The following is an 18,105-nucleotide window of genomic DNA, read 5'->3' on the forward strand; positions in this document are numbered from 1 at the left end:
CCTTGATATTTGGAAAAATCTTGTTTCTGAGCGCAACATTGCATTGCCTTGTTTATTCATCCAGAATGAATTATCGTATTAATTAATAAGTAATCTGTATAAATGGGAGAATAGATGCGCATTGCACTCAAGCAGATTGAGGCCTTTCTGGCTGTCGCCGAGCATAAAAGTTTTTCTGCGGCGGCACGTCATATGGGGGTTGCGCAACCAGCTCTTTCAACCATGATCCGCGAGATGGAAAGTGAGCTCGGTGTGCGGATGTTTGATCGCACCACGCGCCGTGTCGAGCTTACCCAAGCGGGCGAGGAGTTTCGTGCCTCCTCTTCCAAAGTGATGGAAGATTTAGGTCACGCTATTCAAAATACCCGTGATCTGGCAGCCCGAAAACGCGGACGTATTCGTATTGCAGCCTCGCCTTTATTGTCTTCAGCCATTGTGCCTTTTGCGATTGCCGCTTTTCATAAGGATTATCCGGGTATCAATATTGAAGTGCTGGATGCCCCCAATCAGGATATCCGTGAAGAGGTGGTTGCCAATAATGCTGATTGCGGGTTGGGCACCTTCTCAGCGCATGAGGAAGGCATAGAACGCACGGTTTTGATGCGGGATAATTTAGGTTTGTTTATGCCGGCTGACCATCCTTTGGCGGGCAATGCTTTTGTGCGTTGGGATGATCTGCCGCAATGGCCGTTGATTGCGATGTCACGCAATAGCGGTATCCGGCGCTTGATGGAACTGGGCGCCGAGCAAGCGTCACAAATCCTGCATCCGAAATTTGAAGCCTCTATGGTGACAACGGCCTTGGCATTTGTTGGTGCAGGATTAGGCGTGGCAGTTTTGCCGACTTATGCAATGTCGCGTGCTGATCAATATAATCTGGTTTCGCGCCCCTTGGTTGATCCGACTGTTTCGCGTGATTTGTGCCTGATCCGTGCCAGTGGAAAGTCCTTATCTCCGGCCGTGAGCAGTTTTATCTCAGTGCTGCGTAATCATTTGCAAGGCATGTTGCTGAGCAATGATCACCGAAATAAAATTTAAGATTTATAATTATATCTTATTAATTGATAGGAATTTTCATTCTTGCAATATAATTGCTCAAGAGATGAAATCACCATCATAGGGGCTTTGCGTCGCGGGGGTGCCAACTCATAAGCAGCAGGGCGCGATGGCTGGTTGTTTCTTCAGCCGGTGAGGAGCCCGTTTTGCCTGATAGAGGCTGTAAATTAGTGCGTCTTTAATATGCGGCATGGGTAAAGCGGAGCAGGAGATCAAGCGCAATTGCGCTAAATAATGGGAGTTGAGCTATGGGAAAATTGAGCGCCTTCAATTTGCAAAAATGGATTGATGAGCATCAGCATTTGCTGAAGCCGCCAGTTGGCAACCAGCAGATCTGGAAAGATGCCGATCTGATGGTAACCATTGTCGGCGGTCCGAACCGCCGTACCGATTATCATGATGATCCGGTGGAAGAGTTTTTCTATCAGCTGAAAGGCGACATGCTGCTAAAACTGCATGATACGGCCAGCGGCGAGTTTTATGATGTGCCGATCCGTGAAGGTGACATTTTCCTTCTGCCGCCACATATCCGTCATTCGCCGCAGCGTCCGCAGGAAGGCTCAATCGGTTTGGTGATCGAACCTGCCCGCCCTGAAGGTTTGTTGGATGCGGTGGAATGGTATTGCTTTGAATGTTCGACACGCGTTCATCGTGCCGAGGTTGATCTTGAATCCATTGTTGATGATCTGCCGCCGATTTATGCTGAATTTTATGCAGATGAAAAACTACGTACCTGCCCGAAATGCGGCACTATCCATCCGGGCAAGTTCCCGCCTGAAGGCTGGGTAAAGCTCTAATGAAGATCAAACGACACCGGTTTTAAGAACCGGTGCCGTTTTTATTTGTATAAAAAGCAATTTTTCAGCGCGATTATGCCTTTTAGCAGCCTCCCAATTACTTGGGATTTTGCTCGCCGTTTTTATCTGTTTTAATCATACCTGCATTTTTTCGACGGTCTCTGCACGCAATCTGCACAGTTTTTTGGTTCTCAGCAGGCATCGTTAGCGCTGCTGCGCTTCATTTTTTGAAGGTATTGAGCCATGAGGTTGTTCTTGCGCCTCTCACTTGTTGCTTGTTTCTTATGCTTTATTTTTGGTGTGAATGCTGCGCTTGCCAATGAAGAGCAAGGCGAGCCCCGCACCGTTAAAACTGTCACAACAGTGACAGTTGAACGTCTCAAAACGGACTTAACCTTGCCGCTAAATGGCTTATTTGTACCGCGCGAAGAAGTCGCTGTTGGTACATCATTAAGCGATGAGCGTATTGCGACTGTTGATGCAGAAGTTGGTGATCATGTTGCAAAAGGTCAGGTGCTTGTTCGCTTAAACACTGCAAAGCTGGAACATAATTTACGCGAAAATGAAGGGAGAGTGGCGCGGGCGCGGGCTGCGGTTGCGCAGCAACAGGCAAGCTTCAGGCAGGCTGAAGCCAATTTTGCCCGGGCACAGCGCTTAATAGGTTCACGCACGATCAGCAAACAAGATTTTGATGAGCGCCAATCCGTGTTGGATGTGGCGCGGCAGGGGGTGACAGTTGCAGAGGCTGAATTTATTCAGGCCGAAGCGCAATTGGCCGAAGCAAAATCAGAGCGCGCTAAAGCGGTGGTCGAAGCCCCTGTTGCAGGCATTGTCTCGGAGCGTAAAGCACGTGCAGGCGCCCTTGCCGGTACTGAGCCGCTTTTGATGCTCATCCGCAATGGCGAAATTGAACTGGCAGCGGATATTCCTGAAAGTGAATTGCCCTTATTAAAAACAGGGCAGGTTGCGCGTGTGACTTTGCCGGGTGGCCAGCTTGTCAGCGGTCATATCCGATTGGTTTCGCCGAAAATTGATCCGCAGACCCGTCTGGGCACTGCTTATATTGCATTTGAAAATACATCCTCTTTGTTTGCCGGAGTGTTTGGCAGGGCGGAAGTGCTGTTTGGCCAAAGTGACAGTATTTTTGTCAATAATTCTGCTGTTCTTTACAGTGAGGGGGCAAAAGACACGTCCGTATTTGTGGTGACTGACGGCAAAGCGGTGAAAAGAAATGTCACGCTCGGTGTGCGCCGGAATGGTCAGGTGGAAGTGTTAACCGGTTTGCAAAAGGGTGATCAGCTGATCGAAAAAGCAGGGCCTTTGCTGCATGACGGCGAGGCGGTTGTGTCGCTGCCGATATCGGCAGCGATGGCTGTGCACAAGATCACCTCTCCCTGAAAGATCATCTGATGTTTAATAATATTTCCGCATGGGCGATCGCCAAGCCGATCCCGACCATTGTGTTGTTTTTGGCAATGACGTTTGCAGGTTGGTTTGCCTTTGAACGTTTGCCGATTAACTCTGATCCGAACGTGTCTTTTCCGATTGTTACGGTTACTGTGACACAAACGAGCGCTGCACCATCAGAGATGGAAACGCAGGTGACGCGCCGTGTGGAGGGGGCCGTTTCAGGGATTGCCGGTGTCCGTCATATCCGTTCATCTATTGCTGATGGTGTTTCAACCACGACTGTTGAATTTAAGATCGGCACTGATCCTGACCGTGTTACCAATGATGTGCGCGATGCGATCACGCAAATTCGCTCTGATCTGCCGCAGACAATTCAGGAGCCTTTGGTGGCGCGTGAGGATGTCGACGGCAGTGCGATCCTTTATTACATGGTGTCTGCACCACATTTATCGGCTGTTGATTTATCGTGGTTTGTTGAAGATACAATCACGCGTGAACTGCTCACTGTGCCAGGTGTGCAAAAAGTGCGCCGCCTTGGCGGGGTCAACCGCGAGATCCGCGTTTCTTTGAAATCCGAACGTCTGCTGGCTTTAGGCGTTACAGCAGATCAGATCAACACGACATTGCGTGAGTTGAACGTGAATGTGCCGGGCGGGCGCGGCCATATTGGCGGGCAAGAGCAATCGGTGCGCACGCTTGCCAGCGCGCGTACATTTGAGGAATTGCAGCGTCTGACAATTCCTTTGCCGGGTGGACGCTGGATACCATTGCGCGAGATTGCCACGCTGGATGATACGGCGTCTGAAATGCGCGGTTTCGCGCGTCTTGATGGCGTGCCGGTGGTTGGTTTTTCAGTCTCGCGTGCGAAAGGCTATAGTGACACGGTCGTAGCTGCCGGCGTCACGAAGAAATTGGCCGAAATTCAGACCTCCCACGCAGAACTCAGCATCAAAGAACTGATTTCGACGGTCGAATATACATTGCAGAGCTATAATAATGCGATGTCAGCGCTGGTTGAAGGAGCGCTTCTGACTATTGTGGTGGTGTTTTTCTTTCTGTGGAATTGGCGGGCAACTTTGATTGCGGCGGTTGCTATGCCACTGTCGATTTTGCCGACCTTTGCCGTGATGGATTTGCTTGGCTTTACGCTGAACAGTATCAGTTTGCTGGCGCTAACCTTGGTGATCGGTATTCTTGTCGATGATGCGATTGTCGAGATTGAGAATATTGAGCGCCATGTGCATATGGGCAAACGTCCTTATCAGGCAGCACTGGAAGCATCGGATGCCATTGGTCTTGCAGTTGTCGCCACCACGCTGACCATTGTTGCGATTTTTGCGCCTGTGAGTTTTATCGGTGGCGCGGTTGGTCAGTATTTTAAACAGTTTGGCTTAACGGTTGCCATTGCAGTTTTAATCTCAATGGCGGTGGCGCGCTTGCTTACGCCACTCATGGCAGCCTATTGGCTGTTGCCTGCTAAAACGCATCAGAAAGAAGCCAAAAAATCACGTCTTAGAGCCTGGTATCAGCGTGTGTTAGGCTGGACATTGGATCACCGCAAAACAACTTTGGCGCTGGTTGCAATGATCTTTACCGGCTCGGTTTATCTGATGAGTTTGCTGCCTACCGGCTTTATGCCTGAAGGTGATAATAATTTATCACAGGCCAATGTGACGCTTGCACCGGGCACACGGCTTGAAGAAGCCGCACGGGTTTCAGATCACATTGTGACGCAATTGGTCAAATGGCCGGAAGTGATTGATGTGCTGGCGACAAGCGGCGAAGGCGTGAATGATTTTGATCTCTTGATTAAAATGAAACCGCGAGCCGAGCGTGATTTAAGCCGTAAAGCTTTTGAAGAAGCCGTACGTCCTATTTTCGCTGGCACTGCGGATATTCGTTTCACCTTCCTCAATGATAATGGCGGCAAGGAAGTATCGATTACTTTGGCCGGTAATAATGGTGAGGAATTATCGCAGGCAGCGCGCGCCTTGGAAAAACAAATGCGGACACTGCCGCAACTTGCCAATGTGGTTTCTGATGAGCCGTTGCCTGCGCCCGAAGTGCACGTGAAACCGCGTCTTGATGAGGCTGCGCGGTTGGGTGTTTCACCACTTGCCATTGGCACCGTGACACGTATTGCAACGCTTGGTGAAATTGATGCCAATTCGGCGCAGTTCAATTTAGGCGACCGGCAGATACCGATCCGTGTTTTGTTTGATGAAGATACGCGCAGCCAGCTTGATAGTCTGCGCCAATTACGGGTCAGCACTGCATCAGGACAAATGGTGCCTTTGGCCTCGGTTGCGGATATTGAATTTGGCACGGCAGAAAGCAGACTTGAACGGCTTGACCGTAAGCGGTTGATACAAGTTGAGGCCAATTTGAGTAGCGGTGCCACATTGGGTGAGGCTTTGGCAGCAATTGCAGAATTGCCTGCCTATAAGGATTTGCCAGCCAGTGTCAGCCAGATTGAATATGGCGATGCCGAAGCAATGAATGAGATGTTTGAAAACTTCGCATTGGCGCTTTTGACCGGTATTTTGGTGGTACTGGCAGTTCTTGTACTGTTGTTTAAAGATTTCTTGCAGCCGGTTACTATTTTGATTGCCTTGCCGCTTTCCATCGGTGGTGCGGCCTTGGCTTTGCTGATTTATGGTGCAGCACTTGATCTGTCTTCAGTCATCGGCCTGCTGATGCTGATGGGGATTGTGTGTAAAAACTCAATTCTAATGGTGGATTATGCCATTGAATGCCGTGGGCAAGGTCTGGAGCGTCGCGCAGCCTTGATCAAGGCAGGTATCACTCGTGCGCGTCCCATTATCATGACGACCATCGCAATGGTTGCAGGGATGGTGCCAGCAGCCATCGGTGTTGGCGGAGATGCCGCTTTCCGCGCACCGATGGCCATTGCTGTGATTGGCGGCTTGATTACGTCGACAGCATTGAGCCTCATTTTTGTGCCTGTGATGTATACGGTGATGGATGATCTCAATGGCTTTTTGGGTAAACATCTGAAGAAGCTAACGTCTGTGACGCAAGAAGATCGGGCATTAGCTGCAAAGCACTTTAAAAAATAAAGCCTTATGTGGTTGTTGGTTCTTTTTAAACCGGATTCGAACAAATTCGGCGCACGAGGGCTCTGAGCCAGCGATGGGCCGGATCGGCATCAAAACGCGGATGCCATGCTTGTGAAATGGCAAGGGCATCTGCTTGGACGGGTAACGGGAAGGTAAAAAGATCACGCCGTGCTGCATGGGTGAGGCGGTCAGGCATGGCGGCGATATAATCACTGCGCCGCACGATCTCGAGGCTTTCGGAGAAACTGGCAACAGCAAGGCTGACGGTGCGATCCTTGCCTTGTGCGGCCAGCGCTTTATCAATCGGCCCGTCAAACCGCCCGCGCCGTGAAACGGAAACATGCGGGTAAAGAATAAAATTTTTCAATGATGCACCTTGTGTTGCAATCGGATGATCACGGCGCACAACACCGATAAAACGGTCATGAAACAAGGCTTGCAAGCGTACTTCCGGCCCCATGGCGCCGATTACGCCAATATCAAGATCCACCTTGCCTTCGCGTAAAGCCTCAACATCTTCATTGCCTTGCGGGGCAAAATAAAGCCGCACTTTGGCAGCTTCCTGAAAAACTGCTTGTGCGATAGCCGCACCATAAGCGCCCACAAAACCATCATTGGAGCGCACCGTAAATGTGCGTTCCAGCTGGCGCGGGTCAATCTCGCCTTCGCCGCGTACAAGTGTTTCTGCAGCCAAGACAAATTGGCGTAAAGGCTCGCGCAATTCTTCTGCCCTTGGTGTCGGCACAAGGCCGCGACCGGCACGCACCAGAATGGGGTCGTCAAATAATTCACGAATACGGGTCAGCTGACGGCTCATGGCCGGTGCGCTGAGGTTCATGCGCTGCGCAGCACCGGCAACGCTGCCTTCCGACAAGAGCGCATCCAGCGTGATGAGCAAATTCATATCAATTTGTGAAAGGCGTTTGTCTGACATGAAAGAGAGAACCCCAATTGCATTTGGTGCAATTATATAATTCCATCATTGCACTGTAAACAATTCAAATGTGGCGTTATCTCTTTTTCATGAAAAGCCTTCTCCCAAGGTTTTGTAACGGAAAAATATGATGACAGAAATTTCTCAAACTGAAATTTTGCCACGGCCCGTTCGTTCCGGCATGGTTTTGACCGGGCTTTCACTGGCAATTCTATTATCGCAATTAGGCACCAACATTATCAATGTCGCGCTGCCGCAACTGGTAACCGAGTTCGGCACAAGTTTTGGGGCTATTCAATGGGTGGTGGTCAGCTATCTGCTGGTGGTCACCGCGTTGATCGTCGGGGTTGGTCGCTTTGGCGATCAGCTTGGCAAAAAACGCCTTTATCTTTGGGGCTTAGTTATTTTTATGGTGGCTTCCGCCATATGTGCCCTCTCGGTAAATCTGCCAGTGCTGATTGCAGGGCGTGCGCTGCAAGGGGTTGGCGGTGCTGTTTTAATGGCTTTGTCCTTTGCTTTTGTCGGCGAGGTTTTCCCTAAAAACCGTACAGGTTTTGCAATGGGTGTTTTGTCAACCATGGTTTCATTCGGCATTGCGCTGGGGCCGTCTTTAGGTGCGTTTTTGCTTGGTCTTTTCGGCTGGCAGTCGATGTTCTGGGTCAATATTCCACTCAGTATTGTGGCTTATCTTTTGGTGCAGTTTTATCTGCCAGCCTCGGTGGATGCGCCAAAGCAAACATCATCATTGCAAAATTTCGACTGGACAGGAACCGTGCTGCTGGCAGCAACGTTGGCTGCTTATTCACTTGCCATGACCTTCTCAGGCGCACGCGGTTTTGGTGATGAATTGGTGCTGGGCTTAGAAGTTGCAGCTGCCATAGGTTTCATCTGGTTTATCTGGGTGCAATTGAGCACACCGGCACCTTTGCTAAAACTTTCAATGTTCCGCAATGCGCTTTTATCAACCAGCATGATCATGAGTGTTCTTGTCTATGCTGTGATGATGGCAACCTTAATCTTAGGGCCGTTTTTCTTAAAGTTAGCGCTGGAGCTTGATATGCACACAGTCGGCATGGTGATGACTGTTGGCCCATTGATTGCTGCTTTTATGGGTGTTCCTGCCGGAACGATTGCCGATAAAATCGGCGCGCGTTTCACGATGGTTATCGGGTTGGCTCTATTTGCAATCGGGGCGCTGATCATGTCGTGGGTTTCGGTTACTGGTGGTATTCCGGTTTATCTGGTGGCCATTGCCTTTATCAGTGTTGGCCTTGCCTTTTTTCAAACCCCGAACAACACCGCCGTGATGATGGATGCAGAGCCACAGCAACGTGGTCTTGTCTCAGGTTTGCTCGCACTTGCGCGTAACTTAGGTCTTATCACCGGTGCTTCTTTGATGGGAGCAATCTACGCCCATTCTGCCGGTGATGCCGCATCTGCCACACCGCAAACAGTGGCTGCCGGTATGCAAAGTGCCTTCACTGGTGCGGCCTTCATGGCAGTTATTGCCCTTTTACTTTCACTCACCAGTTTACGTCGTCGCAACGGCTGAATGAGAAGAATGGAGATTGAAATGTCTGATTTTGAAATAACAGAACGTGCGCCTATTCCGACAGACCGCCGCTTGCGAATTGCAGAAGTGCGGGAAGTGCAAATGGTAAGCCCGCATATGAAACGCATAACGGTCGGATCAAGTGCATTGGAAGGTTTTCCGGTCAAACGTCCGGCACAATGGGTTAAGCTTTTTGTGCCGGTGGCGGACAGTGAAAGATCAAGCGGCCGCGCTTATACCATCCGCTATTTTTACGAAAACGATGCCGAAATGGATATTGATTTTGTTTTACATGGTGATGGGCCTTGCTCGACATGGGCGGAAAGAGCAAAGCCTGGCGATGTTATTCAAATGGCAGGGCCACGCGGTGGCTATCGCTATGATGAGAGTGCCGAACATTTGCTGATTGGCGGTGATGAAACGGCTTTGCCTGCAATTGGTGCCATTCTTGAAGACTTACCGGAAACGGCCAAAGTAACGGCATTTCTCGAAGTGCCGGAAGACAGTGACAAGCAGCAAATCATCACGAAAGCGAGCGCTGATATTCACTGGATTTCACGTAAAGGCGCACCGATTGGCAGCAGTCGTGAATTACAGGATGCGATGATGACAACCGATTTGTCTAAGGAAAACGGACAAGTATGGTTTTCAGCTGAAGCAGGTGTGGTGCGGGATGTGCGCCGTCATTTTGTGGCTGATTGCGGCTTTGACCGCAGCCGCGTTATCGCAGCCGGATACTGGAAAAAAGGCGAGACGGATTTTAAAGATCCGGATTCCTGATTGTCCAAATTTTCAACGGATAAAAAATGCCGCCCCAGGGCGGCATTTATGAATGCGCTCTATATTTATTGTTACAGATTAGCAGTGAGGCTTCTTGTCTCTTTTTATATGGCATAGGCGTTTAGTTTTTCGCGCCAGAATAATGCTCTTTCTTTTAATCTTGATGCGCGGATGTAGTCAGGCTCATCTTCTTCAAATCTTTCCAGAATATCAAAGCTGAACTGATCTTCGCCATGGGTATTCCATGCGCTTTGTAATGCTTTTTGCATTGAGCTGTTTTGGCGCAAGGTAAACCAGAGCCGCGTTTTGATTGCATCAATATTTGTCCATTGCCCAATCCAGCTTTCACCGCTTGCTTGACAGCTGATACGGTAGATGCCGCTTGCAACTTTTTTCTCTTTATAGGCTGCGATGGCAGCTTTTCGTTCAATGCCCTGCATATGAAGGCTCCTTTCATCAATTTTTTGAAAGCTTATTATTACACGGGTAATATTGACGCAAGAATTTTATACGGGTAATAATAAGAAAATGAAGCGAGACTGATTTTTATCAATGGAATACGCACATGACTTTGACACGTTCCAAATCCTGCACCGCATTTAACGGGCAGGAATTATTATTTTCCGGTGCTTTGCTAGAAGCAGCTCTAGCTGTGAAGACGACATTAGAAACTGATGCGACCAGTGCTGTTTTGGTTTTTGATGATGAAACCGGACGGATTATTGATCTGGATATTCGTGGCAGCGAGCAGGAAATTGCCGCACGTTTGACTTCTCAATATGGCGTTGCATCAGTTGCGAAGGAAGAGGCTCAACCAGAACCACGCGGACGAGGGCGGCCTAAATTAGGCGTCGTTTCGCGTGAGGTGACGCTGTTGCCGCGCCATTGGGAATGGTTGGCAAAACAACCGGGCGGTGCATCTGCCGTGTTGCGGAAATTGGTGGATGAAGCACGCCGCCATGCAGGGCCCCGTGATGCACAGCGCGCTACACAGGAAGCGGCCTATCAGTTCATGCACACAATGGCAGGTGATTTAGAAGGCTATGAAGAGGCTATCCGAGCCCTATTTGCGGGTGATCAGGAGAAGATGCAGCAGCAAATGCGAAGCTGGCCGGAAGATATCCGGCACTATGCTTTGCAATTGGCATCACGCGAACTTCGCTCTTGATGGATGTTGTAAAACCGATCGGGCGTTGAGCGCCCGATCGGTTATTGGTTTAATTTTTCTCTTTTTTAAAGCGCACTAAGAACTGGCCGGATAAGACTATAAATGCCATGCCGCTTGCATAAGTAATGACCGGCCATGCTGTGTCACCGTTTAAATGAATGACAGCCAATGTACCCACAATGCTGACTATCAGGCTTTGAACGCAGAAATAAAAGGCAACTGCTGAGCCAGCGATTGCATCAAATTTTGCTAATGCGCCATTGGCAGTGACTGCACCGGTAAAGACAATACCAACTGCAATCACCCACATGGGCAGAATGAAGCTGATAAAAGATGGTGTTGCGTAAAACTCGCCTACAAGCAGTAAAAGAGCGCCGCTTATGATTAACAGCATGCCGCGTGTAAGGCTGCCTGAGATGCCCCACCGGCCAATAATGTTTTTCACAAAGCGGGTGGTTATCACCATGACGATTGCAACTGTTGCAAAACAAATGCTGAAAACGGTTGGTGAATATCCCGCTTGCTCCATCAGCACCCGCGGTGCAGTGGAGAAGAACACGAAAAAGCTACCCATCGCAGTGCTGAAACCTAAGGTATAAACCCAAAATTGCGGGCTTAAAAAGATCGGCAGGATGGATGGTGTTTTTTGTGACACTGGTGCTGGTGCGGTTTCATGCCAGCGAAAAAGCGCATGGACAAAGGCAGCAGAGGCCATGATCGCAAGGCTGAAAAAGATAGCACGCCAGCCGAAAGCCATATTGATCACCACACCAATGAGCGGGCCGAGTGCCGGTACAAAAGCAAGGATCGAACTGAAACTGCCATAAATGACAGCACCTTCTGGCCGATTGGCGTAAACATCGCGTACTGTTGCAAAAGTTGCAACAAGCGCTGCTGATGCTCCGCAGCTTTGTGTAAAGCGAAACAGAACAAAGAATGTGCCGTCTGTCGCGCAAGCTGCTCCTATGGAGCTGACAATAAAAAGAAGCGTGCCGCCAAGTAAAACCGGACGCCGGCCAATACGGTCGGATAAAGGGCCGAAAATAACCTGTCCGGCTCCCAGCATCACCATATAAAGGCTTAGCGAGAGTTGGATCATAGCCGGTGTTGTGCCTAAAAATTCAGGCATGAAGGGAACGACTGGCAAATAAATATCCATCGCCAGTGAGGCGAGGACGTCAAAAGGTGCCATCAGCAGCAGTGCAGCTGATAGAGAATAAGCCCAAACAGGGCGTGGAGTAGTCATGATAAATCATCCGCTCTGGGATTTAAAAAAGAGCGGCATCTGCTTTATGAATTATCAGTAAAACCGAATAATACAGAACGCCGCAGCAACAAAAAGTTGATGCGGCTTATTTGGTTGCTTTTTCGACTTTCATCATAATGATGCCTCCAAACAGAGCGTTTAAGAAAAATGCATTTAACCCGAAATCGTAATTTTCGCAACTATTTGCATGTGTAAATAGTTGGCGGTCTGCTCTGCTATCGGCGCATGACTTGCCCAGTTTTCATCAATCTGCCCCAAATATGCAGCGCTGGCATGGGTCATAACCTGTGCCATTGTTTCCGGCAAAAGAGCGGCTGCCCAAAGTGCGGCTTGATCTTTACTCGTAAATTCACCTGTCTCAGCTGTGTACCACATCCGCGCCAGTGTCAGCAGCACATTGCGCTCATCGCCTTGAAAATTGGCAAGTAAATCAGGAAGGCCGTGCAGCGTGGCTTTGCGAATATCAGCGGTAGAAATGACGGGCAATAAGTCTCCTTTGGCTGCGCCCCATAGGGACACAGCCTCTTTGTTTGCCTGTGCTAAAATCAATGTCGTCTCAGCATCGGCAGCAGGTTCTGGCAGTTCACCTTGAAGGAAACTCTCCCGCAACCATTCGCCATAAATAAAATCGGTCACGGCTGGGAAATGCGGATTTTTTAATTCATCGAGAGTGAAGACAATCACTTCCAGACAACGCGCAGCTTCAGGGCGTGCCGGATAGGTTGAGGAGAGGTCGAGCAGAAATACCAGCAGTTTCTTGCGTGTTTCATCGGGCAAAGATTGTTTGATGCAAACAAGAAGGTCGATGTCGCTTTGTGGTTTTAATCCGCTGGAAGCGGCGGAGCCATGCAAATAAACGGCTAATAAATTCTCCCTCAAAAGCACCTGCAAAAACCGGAGGGCAGTGTTTATTTGGTGCTGAGTAGTAATGAAGGAAGCGAACATAGCAGGCTTTCAAGAAATATTTATGCAGGGATGTTAATAAGTTTTTGCACATTAATCAATTAAATGCTTGAATGTCATTCGGTGTAAATTTATTTGTGATGTAAAATGCGACGCATATTGCTGGCGTATTATCAGCTTGTACGATCAATATGATCATTTCGAAGTGTGGATTTTTAGATTGAAACGACCATCATGAGTGAAAAAATCCTCGTCAGTGCCTGCTTGCTGGGGCAACCAGTACGCTATAATGGTAAGGCCAAGACATTGCACCATGCGCTGCTCGATCAATGGCAGTCAGAAGGCCGTGTTGTGTCTGTGTGCCCGGAGCTAAAGGGCGGCTTTAGTGTGCCGCGTTTGCCAGCTGAGATTGGGGCCGCGCAAACAGGCGAAGCTGTGCTTGCCGGAGAAGCGCAAGTTGTGGCACTGGATGGTGAGGATGTAACTGCGCTTTTTGTTAAAGGTGCGCAGGCCGCGCTTGATATAGCAAAGGCACATCAATGCCGTTTTGCATTGTTGATTGATGGCAGCCCGTCTTGTGGCAGTGCTTTCATTTATGATGGTAGTTTTGGTAATCAAAAACATGTCGGCAATGGTGTAACCGCTGCCTTACTGCGCAAAAACGGCATTGAGGTTTTCGCAGATCATGAGATTGAGCAATTGCAACAGCGATTGCAGAGTGTGGCTTGATAGCAGTGAAAAACAATCCTGATATCGTGATCCGTCGTGCACATCAGCGTGATGTGGCGGCGGTTGTGCAATTGTTTGATGATGCGATTGCCTGGTTTGTTCGTATCGGCAATGTCGGGCAATGGGGCAGCGAGCCGTGGTCTGCATCGCCACAACGTATTGAGCGAATTGCCAGAGAATGTGCTTTGCCGGAAGCATGGGTGGCTGAAAAGAGCTCAATTGGTGTTTGTGGTGCGATGGTTTTGGGCGATGCCATGCCTTATGTGCAGCCTGCATGCCAAGCAGAACTTTATGTGCGCATGCTGATCGCCTCGCGCGATAAAGAGGCGCGCGGGAGTGGACGAAAGCTTTTAGAATTTGCCGATGAGCGTGCCAAGGCGGTTGGTGTGAACCAGTTGCGGGTGGATTGCTATGGCGGTGGCAGCGGTGATCTGGTACGCTTTTATGAAGCTTGCGGCTATCAGCCTGTGACAACATTTGATGTTGATGGCTGGCCGGGGCAATTATTGTCACGCGCAATATGAGAAAACCTTATCGCGGCCGATGAGAGCCGCGATAAGGCATATTTTATGATCAGGTTACAGCGTTTTTCGCGGCAAAGCGCGGCTCTTTCCAACGCTCGGTGCTCAGCACATCGCGTAGCACTTCAACCGCATTCCAGACATTTTCAAAGCTGATATAAAGCGGCGTGAAACCGAAACGCAAAACATCCGGCGCACGGAAATCACCAACAACACCATCGGCAATCAGCGCTTGCATGACTTCATAAGCATGCGGATGCGTGAAGCCCACTTGCGAGCCACGTTCTTCATGCTTGCGCGGGGTGATGAGCTGCAGGTCAAAATCTTTACAGCGCTCTTCCACCAAATTGATGAAAAGATCGGTCAGCGCGAGGCTTTTGCTGCGCAAATCCGCCATGCTGACGCCTTGCCATGCTTCCAATGCACCATTGAGCGTTTGCATGGAAAGAATTGGCTGTGTACCGCAGAGAAAACGGGCAATGGCTGGCGCTGCTTCATATTGCTGCTCAAAGGCAAAGGGGCGTGCATGTCCCCACCAACCGGAAAGCGGCTGGCGCGCTTGTGCCTGATGGCGTTTGGCAACATAGATGAAAGCAGGTGCGCCGGGGCCGCCATTGATATATTTATAGGTGCAGCCAACGGCAAAATCGGCATTGCAATCATCAAGCTGAACATCCAGTGCACCGGCACTGTGGCACAAGTCCCAGACGACCAGTGCGCCTGCGGCCTGAATGCGGGCAGTCATTGCCTTCATATGATGCAGATAGCCGCTGCGATAATTGACATGGTTTAACAAGACCACGCCGACATCGGGAGAAAGCAGCTCTTCGATTGTATCGCCGTCAACACCTTGCAATTTCAGGCTCAGCTGTGGCTGGCTGGCGACAAAACCTTCCGCGATATAAAGATCGGTCGGGAAGCTTGCGCCTTCTGCGACAATCACTTTACGATCTGGACGCAGGCTTGCAGCAGCGCTTAAAGCCTTGAAAATATTAATCGAAGTGCTGTCGCAAACTGCGATTTGTCCCTTGGCGGCACCTGTGAGTGCACCGACCTGATCGCCAAGTTTCAAAGGCAGATCAAACCAACCGGCACTGTTCCAGCTGCGGATGAGGTCTTGTCCCCATTCAGCATGTGCCGCACGTTCAAGTGCGGCAAGAGCTGATTTAGGCGCAGGCCCCAAGGAGTTTCCATCCAGATAAATCATGTTTTCCGGAATGGTAAAGCGCTCGCGAAATTGACGCAAACCATCATGGGCGTCCCGATTTCGTATCACTTCCAGTGTTATATCTTGCGACATAAGCTGTCTCCTGTTTTCAAATTAACGCAAACCGAGGCGGCGGATATAGATGACGGTAATAAAGCTCAAAGCACTGCCGAAGGCCAGATAAATTGCCGGAGCCAGATTGGAGCCGGTGGCATTGATCATCCATGCAATAATAAATGGTGCAAAGCCGCCAAAAATAGTCACGGCAAAGCTGTAGCTCATTGAAAGACCGGCACCGCGCGAACGGGTCGGGAAGAGCTCGGACATCAGTGCTGCAAGCGGCCCCGAATAGCCGGTGAGTGCAAAGGCCAAAGCGCCAAGCAGAATATGGAAAGCCAAGATCGACACATGGCTGTCGAGATAGGCAAAGCCTGGAATAATACCAACAGCAATGATCAGCGAAGCGGCAAGCATGGTTGGGGTGCGGCCGATACGGTCGGAAAGAGCACCAAAAATTGGTGTCATAAGCAGCTGGATACAACCCATCAGCAATGTGCCGGTGAAACCGTAAACGGGTTCAAGATGCAATTGACGCACGGCATAAGATGGCAGGAACAAGAGCGTGTAAGAGGTCACGGTCAGCAAGATAACCAGACCGAAGGAAAGCAGAAGCTTTTGACGTTCTGCCACAACTGTCTGGCCAAGGCTGCTGGTGTCGCCTTTTTTGGCAACAGCGGTAAATTCTTCCGATTCATGCATCTGACGGCGGATATAAATCGCAACAGGGCCAATCAGCAGACCGAAGAAAAACGGCAATCTCCAGCCCCAGCTTTCCAGCTGTTCCGGTGTCAGGCCACTGTTTAAATAGACGCCGAAAGCCGATGCAAGCAAGGTGACAAGACCCTGCGAGGCAAACTGCCAGCTGGCATAAAAGCCACGTTTTTTTGGGTTGAGTTCGGCCAGAAATGCTGTTGCCGAACCAAATTCACCACCGGCAGAAAAACCTTGTGCAAGCCGAGCCAGCACCACCATAATGGAGCCGAAAACACCCGCTTGTGTAAAGGTTGGTGCCACTGCGATGGCAAATGTGCCGAGCATCATCATCCAGATGGAAAGCGACAGCGCTTTTTTACGCCCTACACGGTCGGCATATGCGCCAAGCACCACAGCGCCCAGCGGGCGCATGACAAAAGCCACGCCAAAGGTGGCAAAGGTGAGCATCAGTGAATAAAATTCATTGACGGCCGGAAAAAACAGCTTCGCAATGGTGGCTGCCAAAAAGCCGTAAACGGCTAGATCAAACCATTCGAGCGCATTACCGATCGAGATGGCAACAATCATTTTTGCATTTTTTTTGCGCGGCGCCGGTTGTCCGGCATATGCGCCATCTTGTTGTGTCACTGCCATAGTTCAAGTCCCCCTTGTAGCAGGATTTTAAGCTTCATCCGTTCTTCGCGGCTTTCAGCTGTTTTCTTTTGTCATCTGTAATGCGAGCCGGGCGATTTGCGCATAAAGCGCCACACCTGCGGGTAAGATCTGATTGTTGAAATCATAATGCGGATGATGAAGGCCGTAATCTCCACCTTGGCCGAGCCAGAAATAACAACCCGGCACTTCCTGCAACATGAAGGAGAAATCTTCACTGGTCATGGCAGGGCGCAGGCCTGTTTCAGCGCTTGCCACTGCTAACCCTAAATCATTAGCAGCTTTGGCAACCAATTCGGCCGAGGCCATATTGCTGATGGTGGGCGGGTAATATTCCTGAATATTGACCTTTGCCTCAGCACCCCAGCTTTGCGCAATGCCTTTAATCAGCGCAGGCATTTCCGTTTCGATGATTTTTGCGGCAACCTCATCAAAAAGACGAATAGTGCCGTCAAAGCGCACTTCATCAGGAATAACATTATTGGCTTCACCGCCGGTAATGCGGGTGATCGAAAGCACTGCCGGATTAAATGGCGGCAAGCGGCGCGCCATGAATGATTGCATCTGATTGAGAATTTGCACAGCAATGTTGAGCTGATCTGTGCAGGCATAAGGGGTCGCACCATGCCCGCCTGTGCCGGTGACAGAGACTTCCACCGTGTAGCCACCAGCCATAATCGGGCCGTTTAAAACGCCCACTGTGCCAGCTGGTAGTTCAGGCCAGTTATGCAAAGAGAAAACCTGTTGCATCGGAAAACGGCTAAGCATCCCGTCTTCAATCATACGCTTGGCGCCTGCGCCACCTTCTTCTGCGGGCTGGAAAATGAAACGGACTGTGCCGTCAAAGTCGCGATTTTCACTCAAATAAGCTGCAAGGCCGAGCAGAATAGTCATGTGCCCATCATGGCCGCAAGCATGTTTGACACCCTGATTGCGTGAGCGATGGGCAAAATCATTCGGCTCGGTAATAGGAAGTGCATCAAGCTCGGTGCGGAAGCCAACAATGGTGCCGTCTTCACCGGATTTTGTTGCAGTACCGCGCAGCGTTGCCACAATGCCGGTGCCGCCGATACCGCTTTCAAACGGAATATCGAGCGCCTTTAAGGCATCCATGACAAAAGCGGCGGTTTCAGTTTCTTTATAGGCAAGCTCGGGATATTGGTGCAGGTGATGACGGATCGCTTCGAGCGATTGATTGCGGATGTGAAGGCGCTCAAATGGCGCGAGACGATCTGAATTCTGCATAAAATATCTCCCTTAAAATTACTTAACGCAG

The 18,105-nt window shown here is 49.9% G+C and carries 16 protein-coding genes; 9 read left to right on the forward strand and 7 right to left on the reverse strand.

What is annotated here, in order from left to right:
* Positions 1-114: 114 nt before the first annotated feature.
* The 4 genes from ABDZ76_RS10680 to ABDZ76_RS10695 all read left to right on the forward strand — a co-directional run bounded on the left by ABDZ76_RS10680 (position 115) and on the right by ABDZ76_RS10695 (position 6,343).
* The gene (locus tag ABDZ76_RS10680; RefSeq protein ID WP_343805226.1) at positions 115-1,038 is read left to right on the forward strand and encodes a LysR family transcriptional regulator; all 924 of its coding nucleotides are present in this window, start codon (positions 115-117) and stop codon (positions 1,036-1,038) included.
* 266 nt (positions 1,039-1,304) lie between these two features.
* Positions 1,305-1,853, forward strand: coding sequence for a 3-hydroxyanthranilate 3,4-dioxygenase (locus ABDZ76_RS10685; protein WP_343805228.1), 549 nt, complete (start codon positions 1,305-1,307; stop codon positions 1,851-1,853).
* Positions 1,854-2,096: 243 nt separating this feature from the next.
* Complete coding sequence (locus ABDZ76_RS10690; protein ID WP_343805230.1) at positions 2,097-3,251, forward strand: efflux RND transporter periplasmic adaptor subunit; 1,155 nt, start codon at positions 2,097-2,099, stop codon at positions 3,249-3,251.
* A gap of 11 nt (positions 3,252-3,262) precedes the next feature.
* The gene (locus tag ABDZ76_RS10695; RefSeq protein WP_343805232.1) at positions 3,263-6,343 is read left to right on the forward strand and encodes an efflux RND transporter permease subunit; all 3,081 of its coding nucleotides are present in this window, start codon (positions 3,263-3,265) and stop codon (positions 6,341-6,343) included.
* 25 nt (positions 6,344-6,368) lie between these two features.
* Here ABDZ76_RS10695 and ABDZ76_RS10700 read toward each other — a convergent pair whose 3' ends face one another.
* Positions 6,369-7,277 carry a LysR family transcriptional regulator gene (locus ABDZ76_RS10700; protein WP_343805234.1) on the reverse strand — a complete coding sequence of 303 codons (909 nt, stop codon included), beginning with the start codon at positions 7,275-7,277 and terminating at the stop codon, positions 6,369-6,371.
* Positions 7,278-7,404: 127 nt separating this feature from the next.
* Here ABDZ76_RS10700 and ABDZ76_RS10705 point away from each other — a divergent pair, with 127 nt between their 5' ends.
* A complete protein-coding gene (locus tag ABDZ76_RS10705) occupies positions 7,405-8,829 on the forward strand; it encodes an MFS transporter (RefSeq protein ID WP_343805236.1) in 1,425 nt (474 codons plus the stop codon).
* Positions 8,830-8,850: 21 nt separating this feature from the next.
* The gene (locus ABDZ76_RS10710; RefSeq protein ID WP_343805238.1) at positions 8,851-9,609 is read left to right on the forward strand and encodes a siderophore-interacting protein; all 759 of its coding nucleotides are present in this window, start codon (positions 8,851-8,853) and stop codon (positions 9,607-9,609) included.
* A 104-nt stretch (positions 9,610-9,713) separates the two neighbouring features.
* On the opposite strand, the gene ABDZ76_RS10715 is transcribed toward ABDZ76_RS10710, so the two are convergent.
* Entirely contained in the window at positions 9,714-10,049 is a 336-nt protein-coding gene (locus ABDZ76_RS10715) for a GIY-YIG nuclease family protein (RefSeq protein ID WP_343805240.1), read from the reverse strand.
* Positions 10,050-10,174: 125 nt separating this feature from the next.
* On the opposite strand from ABDZ76_RS10715, the gene ABDZ76_RS10720 reads away from it, so the two are divergent.
* Positions 10,175-10,777 carry a DUF2239 family protein gene (locus ABDZ76_RS10720; RefSeq protein WP_343805242.1) on the forward strand — a complete coding sequence of 201 codons (603 nt, stop codon included), beginning with the start codon at positions 10,175-10,177 and terminating at the stop codon, positions 10,775-10,777.
* A gap of 49 nt (positions 10,778-10,826) precedes the next feature.
* On the opposite strand, the gene cml is transcribed toward ABDZ76_RS10720, so the two are convergent.
* Both cml and ABDZ76_RS10730 read right to left on the reverse strand, forming a co-directional pair.
* Complete coding sequence (gene cml, locus ABDZ76_RS10725; RefSeq protein WP_343805245.1) at positions 10,827-12,023, reverse strand: CmlA/FloR family chloramphenicol efflux MFS transporter; 1,197 nt, start codon at positions 12,021-12,023, stop codon at positions 10,827-10,829.
* A gap of 174 nt (positions 12,024-12,197) precedes the next feature.
* Complete coding sequence (locus ABDZ76_RS10730) at positions 12,198-12,989, reverse strand: aminoglycoside adenylyltransferase family protein (protein ID WP_343805247.1); 792 nt, start codon at positions 12,987-12,989, stop codon at positions 12,198-12,200.
* 192 nt (positions 12,990-13,181) lie between these two features.
* Between ABDZ76_RS10730 and ABDZ76_RS10735 the strand changes: the two genes are divergently transcribed.
* Both ABDZ76_RS10735 and ABDZ76_RS10740 read left to right on the forward strand, forming a co-directional pair.
* Complete coding sequence (locus tag ABDZ76_RS10735; RefSeq protein ID WP_343805249.1) at positions 13,182-13,676, forward strand: 2-thiouracil desulfurase family protein; 495 nt, start codon at positions 13,182-13,184, stop codon at positions 13,674-13,676.
* Between the two features lie 5 nt (positions 13,677-13,681).
* On the forward strand, positions 13,682-14,200 hold the full coding sequence (locus ABDZ76_RS10740) for a GNAT family N-acetyltransferase (protein ID WP_343805251.1): 519 nt from the start codon (positions 13,682-13,684) through the stop codon (positions 14,198-14,200).
* Between the two features lie 49 nt (positions 14,201-14,249).
* On the opposite strand, the gene kynU is transcribed toward ABDZ76_RS10740, so the two are convergent.
* From kynU to ABDZ76_RS10755, 3 genes are read right to left on the reverse strand one after another with little or no spacing between them, the layout of a single operon-like run.
* Positions 14,250-15,497: a kynureninase gene (gene kynU / locus ABDZ76_RS10745; protein WP_343805253.1), complete on the reverse strand. Its 1,248-nt coding sequence runs from the start codon at positions 15,495-15,497 to the stop codon at positions 14,250-14,252.
* Between the two features lie 21 nt (positions 15,498-15,518).
* Positions 15,519-16,811, reverse strand: a complete 1,293-nt coding sequence (locus ABDZ76_RS10750) for an MFS transporter (RefSeq protein WP_343805255.1) — start codon at positions 16,809-16,811, stop codon at positions 15,519-15,521.
* A 54-nt stretch (positions 16,812-16,865) separates the two neighbouring features.
* Positions 16,866-18,074 (reverse strand): M20 metallopeptidase family protein, encoded by a 1,209-nt coding sequence (locus ABDZ76_RS10755; RefSeq protein WP_343805258.1) that lies wholly within the window; start codon positions 18,072-18,074, stop codon positions 16,866-16,868.
* Positions 18,075-18,105 lie beyond the last annotated feature (31 nt).

The organism is Paenochrobactrum glaciei (assembly GCF_039522165.1).
In the GTDB taxonomy this organism is placed as follows: Bacteria; Pseudomonadota; Alphaproteobacteria; order Rhizobiales; family Rhizobiaceae; genus Paenochrobactrum; species Paenochrobactrum glaciei.

Coding starts and splice junctions, on each gene's coding strand:
- ABDZ76_RS10705 (WP_343805236.1), top strand. CDS start 7,405: ATGATGACAGAAATTTCTCAAACTGAAATTTTGCCACGGCCCGTTCGT.
- ABDZ76_RS10735 (WP_343805249.1), top strand. CDS start 13,182: ATGAGTGAAAAAATCCTCGTCAGTGCCTGCTTGCTGGGGCAACCAGTA.
- ABDZ76_RS10695 (WP_343805232.1), top strand. CDS start 3,263: ATGTTTAATAATATTTCCGCATGGGCGATCGCCAAGCCGATCCCGACC.
- ABDZ76_RS10700 (WP_343805234.1), bottom strand. CDS start 7,277: ATGTCAGACAAACGCCTTTCACAAATTGATATGAATTTGCTCATCACG.
- ABDZ76_RS10685 (WP_343805228.1), top strand. CDS start 1,305: ATGGGAAAATTGAGCGCCTTCAATTTGCAAAAATGGATTGATGAGCAT.
- ABDZ76_RS10720 (WP_343805242.1), top strand. CDS start 10,175: ATGACTTTGACACGTTCCAAATCCTGCACCGCATTTAACGGGCAGGAA.
- cml (WP_343805245.1), bottom strand. CDS start 12,023: ATGACTACTCCACGCCCTGTTTGGGCTTATTCTCTATCAGCTGCACTG.
- ABDZ76_RS10710 (WP_343805238.1), top strand. CDS start 8,851: ATGTCTGATTTTGAAATAACAGAACGTGCGCCTATTCCGACAGACCGC.
- ABDZ76_RS10730 (WP_343805247.1), bottom strand. CDS start 12,989: ATGTTCGCTTCCTTCATTACTACTCAGCACCAAATAAACACTGCCCTC.
- kynU (WP_343805253.1), bottom strand. CDS start 15,497: ATGTCGCAAGATATAACACTGGAAGTGATACGAAATCGGGACGCCCAT.
- ABDZ76_RS10750 (WP_343805255.1), bottom strand. CDS start 16,811: ATGGCAGTGACACAACAAGATGGCGCATATGCCGGACAACCGGCGCCG.
- ABDZ76_RS10680 (WP_343805226.1), top strand. CDS start 115: ATGCGCATTGCACTCAAGCAGATTGAGGCCTTTCTGGCTGTCGCCGAG.
- ABDZ76_RS10715 (WP_343805240.1), bottom strand. CDS start 10,049: ATGCAGGGCATTGAACGAAAAGCTGCCATCGCAGCCTATAAAGAGAAA.
- ABDZ76_RS10755 (WP_343805258.1), bottom strand. CDS start 18,074: ATGCAGAATTCAGATCGTCTCGCGCCATTTGAGCGCCTTCACATCCGC.
- ABDZ76_RS10690 (WP_343805230.1), top strand. CDS start 2,097: ATGAGGTTGTTCTTGCGCCTCTCACTTGTTGCTTGTTTCTTATGCTTT.